This window comes from Bombilactobacillus sp. ESL1202 (assembly GCF_058107125.1).
This window is the reverse complement of sequence record NZ_CM176590.1, coordinates 1581140-1596147: the sequence shown is the minus strand read 5'-3', so window position 1 is coordinate 1596147 and position 15008 is coordinate 1581140. Positions and strand designations below refer to the sequence as shown.

11 protein-coding genes are annotated in these 15008 nt (G+C 36.5%); 5 read left to right on the top strand and 6 right to left on the bottom strand.

Annotated elements, in window-relative coordinates:
* Positions 1–19: 19 nt before the first annotated feature.
* The 4 genes from AC3B7A_RS07010 to AC3B7A_RS06995 form a co-directional block, all read right to left on the bottom strand.
* Complete coding sequence (locus AC3B7A_RS07010) at positions 20–790, bottom strand: TIGR01457 family HAD-type hydrolase (protein ID WP_489755411.1); 771 nt, start codon at positions 788–790, stop codon at positions 20–22.
* A 14-nt stretch (positions 791–804) separates the two neighbouring features.
* Positions 805–1470, bottom strand: a complete 666-nt coding sequence (locus AC3B7A_RS07005) for a YutD family protein (protein WP_489755410.1) — start codon at positions 1468–1470, stop codon at positions 805–807.
* Positions 1463–2863: a bifunctional metallophosphatase/5'-nucleotidase gene (locus tag AC3B7A_RS07000; protein WP_489755409.1), complete on the bottom strand. Its 1401-nt coding sequence runs from the start codon at positions 2861–2863 to the stop codon at positions 1463–1465. Before AC3B7A_RS07000 ends, AC3B7A_RS07005 begins: the two co-directional genes overlap by 8 nt.
* A gap of 524 nt (positions 2864–3387) precedes the next feature.
* Positions 3388–3705: a hypothetical protein gene (locus AC3B7A_RS06995; RefSeq protein ID WP_489756564.1), complete on the bottom strand. Its 318-nt coding sequence runs from the start codon at positions 3703–3705 to the stop codon at positions 3388–3390.
* Between the two features lie 23 nt (positions 3706–3728).
* On the opposite strand from AC3B7A_RS06995, the gene AC3B7A_RS06990 reads away from it, so the two are divergent.
* Both AC3B7A_RS06990 and pepV read left to right on the top strand, forming a co-directional pair.
* Positions 3729–5147: a glycerophosphodiester phosphodiesterase gene (locus AC3B7A_RS06990; RefSeq protein WP_489755408.1), complete on the top strand. Its 1419-nt coding sequence runs from the start codon at positions 3729–3731 to the stop codon at positions 5145–5147.
* Positions 5148–5624: 477 nt separating this feature from the next.
* Positions 5625–7022: a dipeptidase PepV gene (pepV, locus tag AC3B7A_RS06985; RefSeq protein WP_489755407.1), complete on the top strand. Its 1398-nt coding sequence runs from the start codon at positions 5625–5627 to the stop codon at positions 7020–7022.
* A 71-nt stretch (positions 7023–7093) separates the two neighbouring features.
* On the opposite strand, the gene AC3B7A_RS06980 is transcribed toward pepV, so the two are convergent.
* Positions 7094–8257, bottom strand: coding sequence for an MFS transporter (locus tag AC3B7A_RS06980; protein WP_489755406.1), 1164 nt, complete (start codon positions 8255–8257; stop codon positions 7094–7096).
* Between the two features lie 478 nt (positions 8258–8735).
* Here AC3B7A_RS06980 and AC3B7A_RS06975 point away from each other — a divergent pair, with 478 nt between their 5' ends.
* Entirely contained in the window at positions 8736–11567 is a 2832-nt protein-coding gene (locus AC3B7A_RS06975) for a transglycosylase domain-containing protein (protein WP_489755405.1), read from the top strand.
* 112 nt (positions 11568–11679) lie between these two features.
* Here the strand turns inward: AC3B7A_RS06975 and ccpA are convergent, their stop codons facing one another.
* Positions 11680–12687: a catabolite control protein A gene (gene ccpA, locus AC3B7A_RS06970; protein WP_489755404.1), complete on the bottom strand. Its 1008-nt coding sequence runs from the start codon at positions 12685–12687 to the stop codon at positions 11680–11682.
* Between the two features lie 149 nt (positions 12688–12836).
* On the opposite strand from ccpA, the gene AC3B7A_RS06965 reads away from it, so the two are divergent.
* Both AC3B7A_RS06965 and AC3B7A_RS06960 read left to right on the top strand, forming a co-directional pair.
* Positions 12837–13940 (top strand): M24 family metallopeptidase, encoded by a 1104-nt coding sequence (locus AC3B7A_RS06965; RefSeq protein WP_489755403.1) that lies wholly within the window; start codon positions 12837–12839, stop codon positions 13938–13940.
* A 97-nt stretch (positions 13941–14037) separates the two neighbouring features.
* Positions 14038–14937 carry a hypothetical protein gene (locus AC3B7A_RS06960; RefSeq protein WP_489755402.1) on the top strand — a complete coding sequence of 300 codons (900 nt, stop codon included), beginning with the start codon at positions 14038–14040 and terminating at the stop codon, positions 14935–14937.
* The last annotated feature ends 71 nt before the right edge of the window (positions 14938–15008 follow it).

Genomic DNA, 15008 nt, shown 5'->3' with positions numbered 1-15008 from the left:
AACAAACTTAAGGCCGTCATCAAACTGACCAATCATCTAAGCTCTGAATTTGATAAGTCGGCTTTTGCGTCAATTGAGCCACCTGTTCGGGCGTACTAACTCCTGTATAAACCAAAATGGTATCAATTTGTGCGTGCAGACCACATAAAATATCAGTTTGATAATTATCACCGATAATTGCCACTCGTTGGCGTTGCCAGCCTAATTTTTTCAAAGCATAATCAGCAATCACTCGTTCCGGTTTACCAATATAAGTAGCTTTTTGCTGCGTTGTGGTTTCCACTAAAGAAATTAAAGCACCGGCTCCTGGTACTAATCCGCGTTCATTCGGTAAATTAGTATCAGCGTTAGTGCCAATAAAACGCGCCCCCCGTCTAATAGCTAAAGTAGCAGTTTCAAACTTACGATAAGAAACGTCTGTATCTAAACCTACCACCACATAATCTGGATCTTGTTCATCATAACTTATTCCAGCGGTTAATAAAGCTTTTTTGAGTCCCCATTCACCAATCGCAAAACAAGTAATTGGTTTGGCGCTTGATTGTTGCACCAAATAGTCGGCCGTCGCGGCCGCTGGGGTAATAATCTGCTCTGGATTAACGTTAATTTGATGATTTTTTTGTAGATTAGCGGCAACTTGTTGTGGCGTTTTGGTCGTATTATTACTAAAAAAAGCAAACGATATATGCTTTTCTTGCAAACGTCTAATAAATCTAGCGGCAGCCGGTATCGGTTCACTTCCCCGATAAGTAGTTCCATCTAAATCAATTAAATAGCCTTGATATTTCATGTGATATTTATCCTTTAATTATTGAGATTGCGAATCTTAAACTTAGCTTTCTTGGTCACTTTAGCGTTAGCTTTCGGTTGCTTTGGTTTAACCTGTTGTTTTAAATGACGCCGTTTAAAATGAGTTCCTGGGGCCTTGGTAGATTTAGTTCTAGCATTTTTAGAAGTTTTTCTTAACTTAGAGTGTGTCGCTTTAGTATTAGTTTTTAAATGCTTGCGTGTAGCTGTCGTTTTCTTAGTTACTGTACTATGAGTTTCGGGCAACTTTTGCTCTCTTTCTAAAACAAAATAAGCGCAGCCAAAATTACAATATTCCAGTAAATAATCCTGCAAAGTATAAATTTTTTGATCAATTTTAGCATGAACGCGATTATTATCATAGAATCCACGTAACCGCAGTTGCCCATAGCCCCAATCACCGACAATATAATCATATTTTTTTAAAACTGAATTATAACGCAAGGCTAAGCGATTCAGATCTAATCCATGTTGATGATTAGCCATGATTAGATAAGTTTCCTGATCAATTTTTAGTTTATCAGTACTAATTTGTAACACTTCTGCTACTACTTGCTCATCATCAGTTGCTTGCGCGTTAGTAGCCGCAATTGCATGTTCAATACTACGACTAAGAATTGATTTTTTCTTGGTTGTGACCGTACAATTTTTCTCATTATTCATTATTATCACCTTCCTTATTTAACGGAAATTGCTGCGACAAATACTGTCCAAATGCTTCCCGCAAAAATTCTGGATACAAAATAGTATTTTTACCAACAATTTGAATCGTCGGAAAAAACGGTATAAATAAGTAATGATCTAATAGAGCAATCCGATATTGTTGATCGGGTTGCAGTACTTTTCCTTGATAAAAAACCTGTTGCGTTTGTTGATCAAATTTGACACCAGAAAAAAAGATTTCACCAAAAATTTTACCACGAAACCCCATCCCTTTTTGTTGAAAATTACGTAAAAAGCCACGGTTCTTTTCTACTTCCATGATAAAGCGCCAAAAATCTTGACCACTTAATTGTGTGATCATTAAATGAACTGCGTGGGGTAATTGCTGATGCAAATCATCACTGGTTATCGTTCCTTTTGGTAAATTACTCAAAAACAAGCCACTACTTAACATTGCTGCTGGACAATTAGTTTTGGTCATCAGAGCCTGCAATGCTAATTTTAATGCCGCATGCTTAGCCGTTGGCTCCCTTGATAACTGATAAGGTAAAGTGGCAATTTTTTGTTGTTTGAGCAGCTGATGACCTTGTTGTTGATAGCTCAGAATTGTATTCTGGTCACCAGTAATCGCTGGTAGTAAACGTGTTTCAATCGTTTGGGCTTGTTTGGCAATAATCTGATGCTGCTTTAATTTTAACGTAATTGTCCCAATATGTTGCCCGTATTTACCAGCAGCAGTTAGTAAAGTCTGACCAATTACTTGCCCCTGAGGTAATAAATGATGGGTATGCGCCCCAATAATAACATCTAACTGGGGAAATTTACGGGCTAACATTTGATCTGTCGGCCAACCTAAGTGTGATAATAAAATTAAGAGATCAACTTGAGGTTGTACTTGTTTGATTAACTGTGGTAAAACCTGTTCTACTGTTTGAATTTTCCAGCCAGCTAATGGATAAGTCAACTCATAAGGTGCCGTTAACCCTAGTAAACCAATTTTGGTTTGCTGAGCCGTTGTCAAAATTTTATAGTTCTGTAAAAACTTGGGTTGTGTCCCATCTTGTTCTTTTAAATTACCCAAAACAACAGCAAAATAAGCTTGATCATACATATGTTCTAAATCATCATGTTGATAATACAAGCCTTCACTATTGCCAATAGTAACAGCATCATAATGTAGTCGATTCATCCACTGAACATTAGCACGCGCCTTGGTTGCTTCAGTTAAAGGATGTTGCCGATCTGAGGCATCCCCAATATCAAACAGTAATGTTGTCTGTTGTAATTGCCGATTTGTTCGACGTTGCTGTTGAATAAACCGTTCAATCCGAGGAAAATTTTCAAAATGAGAATGTAAATCATTGGTGTGAATTATTTGAATTTGTTCTATCATAAACATCATCTCTATCTAAATTAAGCTGTGAACAAAAACGTTTAGCAACTGAGTATAACCCAGAATAATTTTTCAAGTGGGACTTTAACTTGAAAGATTATTCTTAGTTAGACGCAGTTTGCTGCTTTTGTGAACGCAATTAAAACTAAGCCGTGAACAAGACTGGGCAGCAACCGTCAGCTAACCTAGACTAAGGACTTAAGATTGGTTTGCATCTTAAATGCTTAGGCGTAGTTAGATGGAGGTTGTTAGTCTTGTGAGCGCAATTAAAGTCAAGCCGTGACAAGAAACGGTTAAAAGTTGAGTACTAACCTAAACTGACGATTAAACCCGAATTTGGCTTGATTATCAGTTGTAGTTAGACGCAAACTTTTGTTTCTTGAAGCGCAATTTTCAAGCTACAGACAAGACCGTTTAGAAGCAAGAAGCTAAACTCCGGATTTAAGGCAATTTTGACTTAAGAATTTAGGCTCAGTTAGATGCAATTATTAAACTGCTAGTCTCAATCACTCGTTAGCGTATAATCAATTAATGTGGTTAGCATGTAAAATTTGTTCAAAGGCGGTTTTTATTTTACCTTCTGGTTTAGCCCACTCTTCCCAATGATCAAAATCTTCTTTGGGAAAAGTATATGTTTTATTGATATAATCTTCATAGGTTTTAACAGCTGTAGAACGTGGAATATTTAACTGCAAAATTCGCACTTCTTTAATCATCTTACGTTCGGCTGCCAATTCTGCTCGTCCGTTCATGAACATATTAGAAATTTCGTAATATTGAGTTCCGTCATTGCGTGTAATTTGTTCAATTAAATCTAAAGTTTGATAATCATGCAAAAAAATCGCTCCTTTAAGAGGTAAATTCTGTGTTTAAAAAATCTTTTCTTTCTATTCTACTATTAATTAGTTTAATTTTTAATACTGGTTTTGTTGTTGTTGGTCATCGTGGTGATCCCATGAAAGCTCCAGAAGAAACTTTTGCTAGCATCAACGCTGCCTTTAACGATGGCGCTCAGTGGGTTGAACTAGATCTGCACGAGTCAAACGATAATCAGCTCATCATTTCTCACGACCGTAATCTGCAACGCGTGACTGGCGTCAACGCTATCGTTTCTCAACATTCTGCTGCTCAGCTTACGCAACTCAAACAAAGTAATGGTCAAAATATCTACACCATTGACCAATTGTTTGCTCATTACCAAAATAATCCTAACATTAAATTCTTAATTGAAACTAAAAAAACAAAACATAACAATCCACAAAATATGGAAGAATTATTAGTTGCCGCCATTAATAAATACCACATGCAAAATCGAATCATGGTTCATTCTTTTTCATTGGATAGTTTAAAAACTTTACAACAACTAGCTCCGCAAATTCCTAGAATTTTCATTGCTGGCAGTTTAAAAAAATTAAATTTTGATGTCTTTTCCTTTACTAATGCAGTTAATGTCTCCTCTGCTATTATCACACCAGACTTAATTAATCAATTGCATGCTATTGGTCAGCAAGTTTTTGTTTGGGATGAAATGACAGAAAATCCCAAACAATGGAATTGGTTGGTTAATTTGCCAATTGATGGTGTAGTGACTAATTTCCCGGGACGTGCCAGTTATTATCAGGGCTTAAAAAAGCAAGCTAATCAAAGTAATGTTAACTTTGATGCAACTTTGATTAATCGACAGCCGCAACCAATTTGGGAAAATCCTTACCCACAATCTCCGCAAAAGGGAACTTTACTGCCCAATGATTCGGTTCACATTCAAAAAATTGTTTATTGGAATGGTCAAACTTACCTTCAAATTGATAACAATCGCTTCATTTTAGCTAATGGCTTAGTCCAAGCAGATCTGGTCAATAACTTATCACCCTTTTTAAAACAATCAGTCATCGTAAAAAATACCTACGTTGATCGAAATTTACGACTACAACCTACAGCTGACTCAACTCAAAAAGGTAGTTTAAGCCTTAACCACTCTTATCAGATTACCGCCTTACAAAACATTGATGGACAAAACTGGGCTCAAATTAATTTTCAAGGTTGGATCAAATTAAACAATCTCTTAGTTTTAAATAATAAAACAAATTCCGTAGATTATGGACAAATTACCATTCAATTACTAAATAATTTAAATCAGCCCATCGATATTAATAAACAACAAGCCATTAAAGCCAATATTGTTCGCCCACAGTTCAACTCCAAGGTAGCAACTATGCCAGCAATTACTTATACTGACTATGTTGCTAACAATCTGTTCCAAATTAAAACTAACGCAGATTGGTAATTTTTAAGCTGCGAACAAGACCGTTTAGAAGCAAGAAGCTAACCTAAACTCAGGATTTAAGGCGGTTTTTGACTTGAATTCTGAGTTGTAGTTAGATGATTGCTTCTGGTCTTGTGAGCGCAATTTTCAAGCCGTGACAAGATACGCTTAAAAGTTGAGCACTAACCTAAACTGATGATTAAGCCTGCACTTGGCTTAATTGTCAGTTGTAGTTAGGCGCAAACTTTTGTTTCTTGGAACGCAATTATACTAAGCTGCGAACAAAAGCAGTTAGCAACTGCGTATGTTTTCAAGAAGTTGAGGTTAGTCATCTCAGAAATACCGATTTCCAAACATCACCACAGTCTGGAATAATCAATTTTTCTAACAAAGAATATGAATTAAACAATAAAACTCATTAAATATCGTTCCGGTGTTCTTATCTCATTAAAAAATCTGCTATATTAGTAATAACAATCTTTACTGGAGGTCAAAACGATGAATTGGAAACAATTAGCGCGAAATTATCAAGAAGAAATGGTCGATGATTTAAAATCCTTAGTTGCGATTAATAGTGCTAGTGATGAAGAACATCAAACATCTGAATATCCCCTCGGTCCTGGACCAGCCAAAGCTTTAAAGCAAATGTTAACTTTAGGTCAACGTGACGGCTTCGTTACCAATAATGTTGATAACTTGGGGGGGCATATTGAATATGGTCAGGGTCAACAAATTCTGGGAATTTTTGGACACATGGATACTGTACCTGCTGGTGAGGGTTGGCATAGTGACCCCTTTTCATTAACTCAAATCGGTGATAAATTATATGGTCGTGGAACTTTAGATGACAAAGGGCCTTCATTAGCTGCTTTTTATGCTTTAAAAATTCTCAAAGATCAAAATTTTCGCCCTCATAAAACAATTCGCTTGATTTTTGGAACTGACGAAGAAAATCAATGGCGTGGTATTAATCATTACTTAGAGGTTGAACCGCTGCCCGACTTAGGTTTTTCTCCAGACGGTGAATTTCCGGTTATCAATGGTGAAAAAGGGATCGCTTCTTATCAAATTACTTTTTCTGCTAGTTCTCAAAAATCTGAGCAAACACTCATTAGTTTTAAAAGTGGCTTACGTCCTAATATGGTTCCCCAAAGTGCAACCTGTCGCATTGAAACACTCGATAGTTCTAACATTGTCAATGCTTTTAATCACTATCTCAAGCAAAATCCGCAACTTAAGGGCAATGCCTTAATCCAAGATCAGATCGTAACATTAAAATTAGTTGGTCATGGTGCACATGCTATGGAGCCAGAAAATGGCGTTAATGCTGCTACTTTTTTGGCTGACTTTTTAACAACTCAAAAGTTCGATTCCGCTGGTCAAGCTTTTATACAGGCAATTGCTCAAAAACTCCATTTAGATTATTTTGGTCAAAAAACTGGTATCGACTACCAAGATAAGATTATGGGTGCTTTAAGTCAAAGTCCAGATATCTTTGAGTTTCAGCAACATCATGGTGGCAAAATTGTGGTTAATGTTCGTTATCCTAAAGGCATCACTTCTGAACAAATTTTAAAGGGCTATCAAACCGCTTTTCCTAATGCTGAAGTTCAACTGGTTGGTCATGCTCAAGAGCCTCATTATGTTGATGCACATGATCCATTGGTCAAAGAACTCTTAATTGCTTATCAAAATCAAACTGAAGATTATCAAAGTCAACCCATGACCGTAGGTGGTGGAACTTACGGTCGGTTGCTTAAACGTGGTGTTGCTTTTGGAGCGATGATGCCTAATGGACTTAATGTTATGCATCAACCTGACGAATATATTGAATTAGATAATTTATTAACAGCCACGGCAATTTATGCTGATGCGTTATGGCGTTTAAGTAAGTGAGTAAATAAACTACACTAAAAGTAAAAAATGCTCCAGCCGCGTGGCTGGGGCATTTTTTTTATTCAATTCTGCTAGTTTACTTTGTGCAAAGCAAACCTTTGTACAATAAGTGTAATTAAAAAAGAGATAAACAAAATCACCACTACTAATAAATATGGACTATTCGGATTTAAGTCCATCAAAATTCCCGCAATAATTGGTCCCACGACGTTACCGACACTAGTCAAAGACATATTTAAACCATTGATCAAACCTTGATTGGCATGACTCATCTTCGTTAACACGGTTGTAATCGCCGGACGCAAAAGATCAAACGCGGTAAAAACAATCAAAGTGGCCACAATCACTACCCAGTGACTTTTAGTTTGTGTAATCCACAAAGTGGCTGCTGCACCACAGAAAAAGCAAATGGCAATTAAGCGAATTTCACCAATCACCCGCGTCAACCAATCAAACAATACTACTTGGAAAAACAGGGAAATGATTCCGTTTAAAGTCAAAACTAAGGCAATTGAGCCCATTCCAAAATGGAAAACTTGATTAACATAGATACTGTAAATACTTTCAAAACCTTGCAAGCCAAATGATGAAATAAAAATCATCACAAATAAAATTACTAACATCGGTGTCATAAACGTACGCCAATTAATTTTTTCAGTCTTCGTTTCATGATCTTGAATTTGAACATTTGGTAAGAAAAATAACGTAAAAATAGTACTAACTAACCCTAAAAAACCAGCGGCCCAAAATGGAACTTTATAAGTGATATGAGCCAACATACCGCCAATTCCCGGCCCCAAAATCAAGCCCCCACTGAAGGCTGCTGAAATCCAGCCAACGACCTTGGCACGTTGTTGATCATTAGTTAAATCAGCGGCCATTGCCATTGAAGTGGGAACAAACATCGCCGCTGATAAACCACCAATAATCCGCGAAACATTAAATAACCAAAAATGATTAGACATGGCAAAAATAAACTCTGAAATCATATACATTAATAAACCAGTAATAATGACTTCTTTACGGCCAATTCGATCAGAGATCCGCCCAATAATGGGAGAAGCAATAAATTGAGCAAAAGCATACAAAGCAGTCATAATTCCCACATCAGTAGTTGTTAAATCATAAGCTTTCTTTATATAAGGCTCAACTGGTATCACCAAGCTAATACCGAGACAAATCAAAAAATTTCCAAAAACTAAAATATAAATTGCTCTTTTGGCAGACTTATTCATACAAATTACTCCTTACTTTTAAAAATAATGAACTTGGGACAATAAGATTAATAAAGTTTGCAAAGTTAACTACAACAATGAGGCCGGGACAATAAAATTAATGATCGCATTCTATTTCGAAGTAAACGAACATCATTTTTTATTGCATTCCAAAAGTCAGCCATTTCACCCACTGATATCGAATCTTTACAATTCTATTCAGACTTAGCGATTTAATAACGTGAAGTGCTCAGTTACTCAGCGACTTTTGTTCCAGCCTCATTTGATAAATCAATTATAAGTAGTTACTGATCAAATAAGTAAATCTTCAGCAAAGTAAATTAGACTTATAATAGCATATTCAAAGCATAAGGTATACTTCGAATTTGAATCTTGCTCGCCAGATAATTGATTTGTTGTATAATGATTAGAATAGATATATTGTTGCCAATTATTTCTATATTATTAAAAGCAATCATAGACGAAAGTAGGTTTTTTTTTGAGAAATCAAGATTCATGGTGGGACAGACTTTTTAATAAATTGCGAAATCATTTTTTAGAAACTGATCAACCCATTGGGGTTCATTCACAAAATCATTTTCGTTCGCAACCAATCCCATCTAAACAACAAAGTACACCTACTACTAATTCTCATCATGTTGTAGATCCGAAAGATATTCCTACTACTTGGAAAGGGCGCATCACTTTAGGAATTAGTATTATTCGTAAATTATTACTAGTTCTTGTAGTCGCAACAATTCTAATTATTGGATTTGGTGCGGGAATTGGTAGTGGTTATCTAACGGCATTAATCAGTCATGAGCCGATTCCAAGCTATACAAGCTTAAAGAATCAAATTGAAAAAGTAGACCAGTCAACCACGCTTTACTTTGCTAACAATGTCAAAATGGAACGAGTTCCCAGCGATACGCACCGTGAACCAGTTAAATTCAACCAAATTTCGCCATATTTAAAACAAGCGGTCGTGGCCACCGAAGATGAAAACTTTTACCAACATCATGGCGTAGTGCCTAAATCTGTCATCCGGGCCATTTTATCGCAAATTACTGGTTATGGTACTCAAACTGGAGGTTCAACTTTAACCCAACAATTAGTTAAAATGCAAATTTTGTCGTCTGAAACAACTTGGAAGCGTAAAGCGACGGAAATTCTCTTAGCGACCCGTTTAGAAAAACATTTTTCTAAATCGCAGATTTTAGAATCTTACTTAAATGTAATTCCACTAGGGCGCAACAATCGCGGTCAAAATATTGCGGGTGTTCAAGCGGCTGCCGAAGGCTTATTCAATACCTCAGCGGCTAATTTAAGCTTAGCTCAGGCTGCTTTTATTGCTGGTTTACCTCAAAGCCCTTCTGTATACACTCCCTTTGATCAGAGTGGGCATTTAAAACAAAACTTGAAGTTAGGTTTAAAACGCAAAGACATTGTTTTATTTCGGATGTATCGGAGTGGTGACATCACTCATAAACAATATTTGGCTGCTAAAAAAGTTGATCTTAAAGATCAATTCATTGCCCATCAACCAGCGCCTAAAGTTCATATCAAATATGGTTATCTTTACAACTTGCTAACTGATAAATTACGCGTTAAGCTCATGCACCAATTAGCCAAAGACGATAATCTGAAGTATTCGCAAATTATTAAAGATAAAGATCTCTACCAAGTTTATTATCAGCGCGCTAATCGTTTGATGAGCGAACATGATTATCACATTCATTCCACCATTAATAAAGATTTATATGATAATATGCAAACTGCTTTCGCCCAAAATGCTAGTTTATTGGGGACAACCCATTATTCTACGGCTAAAGATCCTAACACTGGCGTAAACGTTAAAGTTCAAGAACCCGTGCAAAATGGTAGTGTTTTACTTGATAACAAAACCGGTGCGGTCTTAAGTTTTGTTGGTGGACGCAACTTTAAGAAAAACCAATTAAATCATGCCTTTGATACTTTCCGTTCCCCCGGTTCTTCAATTAAGCCTATGCTCGTTTATGCACCTGCGATTGAAAATGGCTTGATTGGTAGCAAGAGTATGATTGCGGACTTTAAAGTTAAATTCAAAAAATATGCTCCAACTGATTTTGATGATACTATTGGCAATAAATTTGTGCCAGCTGATAAAGCCCTGGAACAATCACTCAACATTCCTGCAGTCCAGTTGTACCAAAAACTGCAAGCCAAGACTAATCCTAAAACTTACATGGATAAAATGGGATTAGCGTTGAGTAATCAAGAGTACCACGAATTAGGAATTTCTTTAGGCGGAACGCGCAATGGCTTTAGCGTTGAACAAGAAGCTAGTGCTTTTTCAACTTTTGCTAATCAAGGTGTACACGTTAATCCGTATTATATTTCCAAAATCACTGATGTGAATCATCATGTCATTTATCAGCATAAGACTAAAAAACAACGCGTCTTCCAAAAAGGAACTGCCTATATTATGCAGCACATGATGCACGGCGTTATTGAACAAGGAACGGCTTCATCTTTAACTTATCAATTAAACTTTAATTATAAAAATGCTTTTGGTAAAACGGGAACTTCTAATAATTTCCGTGATAATTGGTTTGTTGGTAGTACACCTGGTGTGACTTTAGCTTCGTGGATGGGTTATGATAATTTATACGGTCATAATTACAACTTAGCTGAGGACTCAACAGAAACTAACCAAACCACTTGGGCTAACTTGATGAATAGTGTTTATCAAACTGATCCGAATTTATTAAAAGAAAATCAGACCATGCCAAAACCTGCCAGTGTCAAAGCACAAAAGGTTTTAAGTGCCACTGGTACTTTGCCAGGAAGTACAACTTATCAAGGTTACGATACTAATTTGACTTCCCCAGTAACTACGAGTTTGTTCTATCGAAGTCAAGCTAAACCACTATCCAAGCATTTTGCTATCGGTGGAACTGCCAAAAATTATCGTCTCTTTTGGAATCATTACTTTGGGTCTGATAATGGTTATGGCGTAACCAGATATTTAGATAACGAAACATTATCTAAAAAAACCACGCGTAAACGGAGCTCTAATGGTTTACCAGATTCGCTCTTGGGCGACTATGTTCCGCCAACTCGTAATTCAGAAAACGCTAATAGCTTTTCCAATAGTGAAAGTAATAATTCTTATAATAATTCAACGATTAGTGGTGCGGGTAGTAATGAAAATCCTACTAGTCCACAAGCTCCAGTTACAGACGGAACTAATAATTCTACCGCCAACTCGTCAGTAACTAGTGGTGAAAGTTCAGCCCCTACTAATGAAACTAGTGATACTACCAGTTCACAAGGCGAAGCAGGACAATAAAATCAAGCTGTGAATGGTCTGCTTATAGCAGTATATAAAACCATATAAAAAAACGTTTTGACTAAAATTTTAGCCAGAACGTTTTTTAATTACTATCAATCAAACAATTTTATTATTTAGTTGTATTACGTCTAATCAAACTGTATGGCAAACGAACATCCAAATCATCAACTTCTTCACTATTCATGAGCTTAGTTAACATCCGCATCGCTACCGCACCAATATCATATAAAGGCTGAGCAATCGAAGTCATTTTTGGACGGGTCACATCACACAAAATCGTATTACTGCTGGTAATCACTTCAAACTCTTCAGGAATCTTAACCCCAGCAGCAGAAGCAGCATTAACAATCCCTGCTGCTAATAAATCGTTGGCCACATAAACAGCGGTGGCACCACTATCGCGAATGGCATCAAATACTGCTGCACCAGCTTGCAAATTATAGACTGTTTCAAAAACATTATTGGAAGAATAAGTTAAACCAGCTTGCTCCAAAGCTTCACGATAACCTTGCAACCGATATTTACCGTTGATTGAATTACCTAAATCATCAGCTACCAAAGCAATCTGTTTATTACCATTATTAATTAGTAATTGTACGACATCACGCACAGCAGTCCGATAATCAATATTAACACTGGCAATTTTACCACTATCATCAATGGCACCAGCAAAAACAACTGGCACCCGTGAATTTAACATTTCCTTGTGTAATTCGTTGGAAACACTTTCGCCCATGTAAATAATGCCATCAACTTGCTTAGCTAACAATTCATTGAATAACTGTTGTTCACTGACAATGCCCTTATTAAGACTTGACAAAATGATATTGTACTTATACATGGAAGCAACATCATCTATCCCTTTAGCTAAATTGGCGTACAATAAGTCAGTCATACTAGGAATAATAACCCCAATAGTGGTACTTTTTTTACTTGCCAAGCCCCGGGCCACGGCATTCGGCCGATAATGTAATTTATCAATCACAGCCATTACTTTTTTACGTGTTGTTTCTTTAACATTATTATTACCATTTACAACTCGAGAAACAGTTGCCATGGATACGCCAGCCTGTCGAGCCACGTCCGTAATCGTTATATCTTTCTCTGGTTTATCCATTTTCAATACCTCAACTTACTTTGGGAAATTTTCATTTATTTTCATAACTAATTTAGCAAAGATAATTACAATTTGCAAGCGCTTATATGAAAATACCTCATTTTTTCCAAAAGTGCTATACTTTACTTAACTATCTTGGGAGGTTTAATATGAATCATTTACAGAGTTTACAAAAATGGGTTGCTGATCAAAACTACGATGTAGTCTATATTAGTAATCCCACTGACATTCTTTATTTCACAGGTTTTCATAGTGATCCTGAAGAACGCGTTTTAGCCTTGTTTGCCTTTCCTGAAGCCGAGCCGTTCTTATTTACACCACAATTAGAAGTTGGTGCCGCCAAAAAAGCTGGTTGGAAACATGATGTTTTTGGCTACTTAGACCACGAAAATCCCTTTGGCTTAATTGCCGATCATATCAAAGAACGGACTAATAAAACAACGAACTGGGCCATTGAAAAAGCTGATTTATCATATATTCGTTATGAAGAGATTAAAAAGCAATTTCCTGATGCTCAATTTCCAGGTAATGCTTCCGAGTTTTTGGATCAACTCAAACTAATTAAATCACCTGAAGAAATCGAATTGATGAAAGAAGCCGGCCGCCAAGCTGATTATGCCTTTAAATTAGGATTTGAAGCTTTATCAACCCAACGGACCGAACAACAAGTGGTTGCAGAAATTGAATATGGCTTGATGAAACAAGGCGTCATGCACACCAGTTTTGATACGATTGTGCAATCCGGTGACAATGCTGCTAATCCACATGGCGTACCTGAAAAACGTAAAATTGAAGCTAATGCGCTAGCCCTATTTGACTTAGGAACCATTAATCAAGGTTACATGAGTGATGCTAGTCGAACCGTTGCTTTTGGCACCCCCAATGCTAAACAAAAAGAAATTTATCAAGTTTGCTTAGAAGCCCAATTAGCAGCGATGGATGCAGCTAAACCGGGAATTACTGCTGAAGCTTTAGATGGTATTGCCCGAAAAATTATTACTGATGCTGGTTACGGTGAATACTTTATTCATCGTTTAGGCCATGGCATTGGTACTTCTACGCATGAATTTCCATCAATTATGCAAGGCAATCAAATGGAGTTAAAACCAGGCATGTGCTTTTCTATTGAACCCGGCATTTACGTTCCTGGTGTTGCTGGTGTGCGGATTGAAGATTGTGTTTACCTAACTCAAAATGGTTGTGAAGCCTTCACCCACACCACTAAAGAATTACAAACGATTCCCGTTCGTTAAAAACATTATCAGAGTTTGAAACTCCCATGGAGAAACAGTTATCCGTGATTGAGCTTCAAACTCTTTTTTTGAATAATTTTAGAAAGAAGACTTTTTGATGAAAAAAATCGTTCAAATTTGGCTGGGATTGAGCTTACTAGCGACCATGATCCTTTCTTATGCCTTATTCCAAACCCAAACACTGGTTTTGGCTGCACCGAAATATCACTCCAGTAAACCCTTTAATCAAGTCAGAATTAGTGTCGTTGATGCTAACGTTAACATTAAAACTGGTAAAAAATTTAATGTCAATTTTCCCACCAATCATCACATTATGGTACTGAGTAATGACGAACAAAAACTTTCACTTGTCCAAAAAAATCACGGTGTCCGCCCTGGCTCGAAATTAGGTCTGACCAAGCCCACGATCACCATTACCGTTCCCAAAACTAATTCGATTAAGCAATTAAATTTAGATCTCGACAGTGCTCAAATAAAAATCGATCATTTAACATTTCAAAAAATGAAAATCTCTGGTAGTGATGTGAACAGTCATTTTAATCATGTTCAAGTCAAAAACCAAACCAAATTAGATAATGTTGACGCCCAAGAAGATTGGCAAAATAGTCAATTACATCAAGTACAACTAGCTAGTGATGATGATGGTCAATATACTTTTAATCATAGTCAAGTGACTGATTTAAAATCATTAAATGACTTAGATGATACTCAATTTAATTTTAACTATTCGACAATTAAGAACTTACAGTTAGAGTTCAATTATTTCACCACCAAAATCTCTTTTAATCAAACTAAACTGCAAGGGAAAAACTTTTTAACGGGTGACAAATTAGCTTTAACCATTAACCAACTCAAAGCACCTTTGAATTTAACTACTAGGGGAAAAGTTAAATTCCAACCAAGTAACTCCAAAACACTCCAGAACTTAAAAAATAATTCTAACCAATCTAACACTTTAAAAATCAACGTTCAACATGGAACCATCCAAACCAAATAAGAAAGGAAAATCAGCTTAAAACCTTACTTAAAGTATCTAGTGATTAGTTAATTGCTTATTTTAGGAGCAAC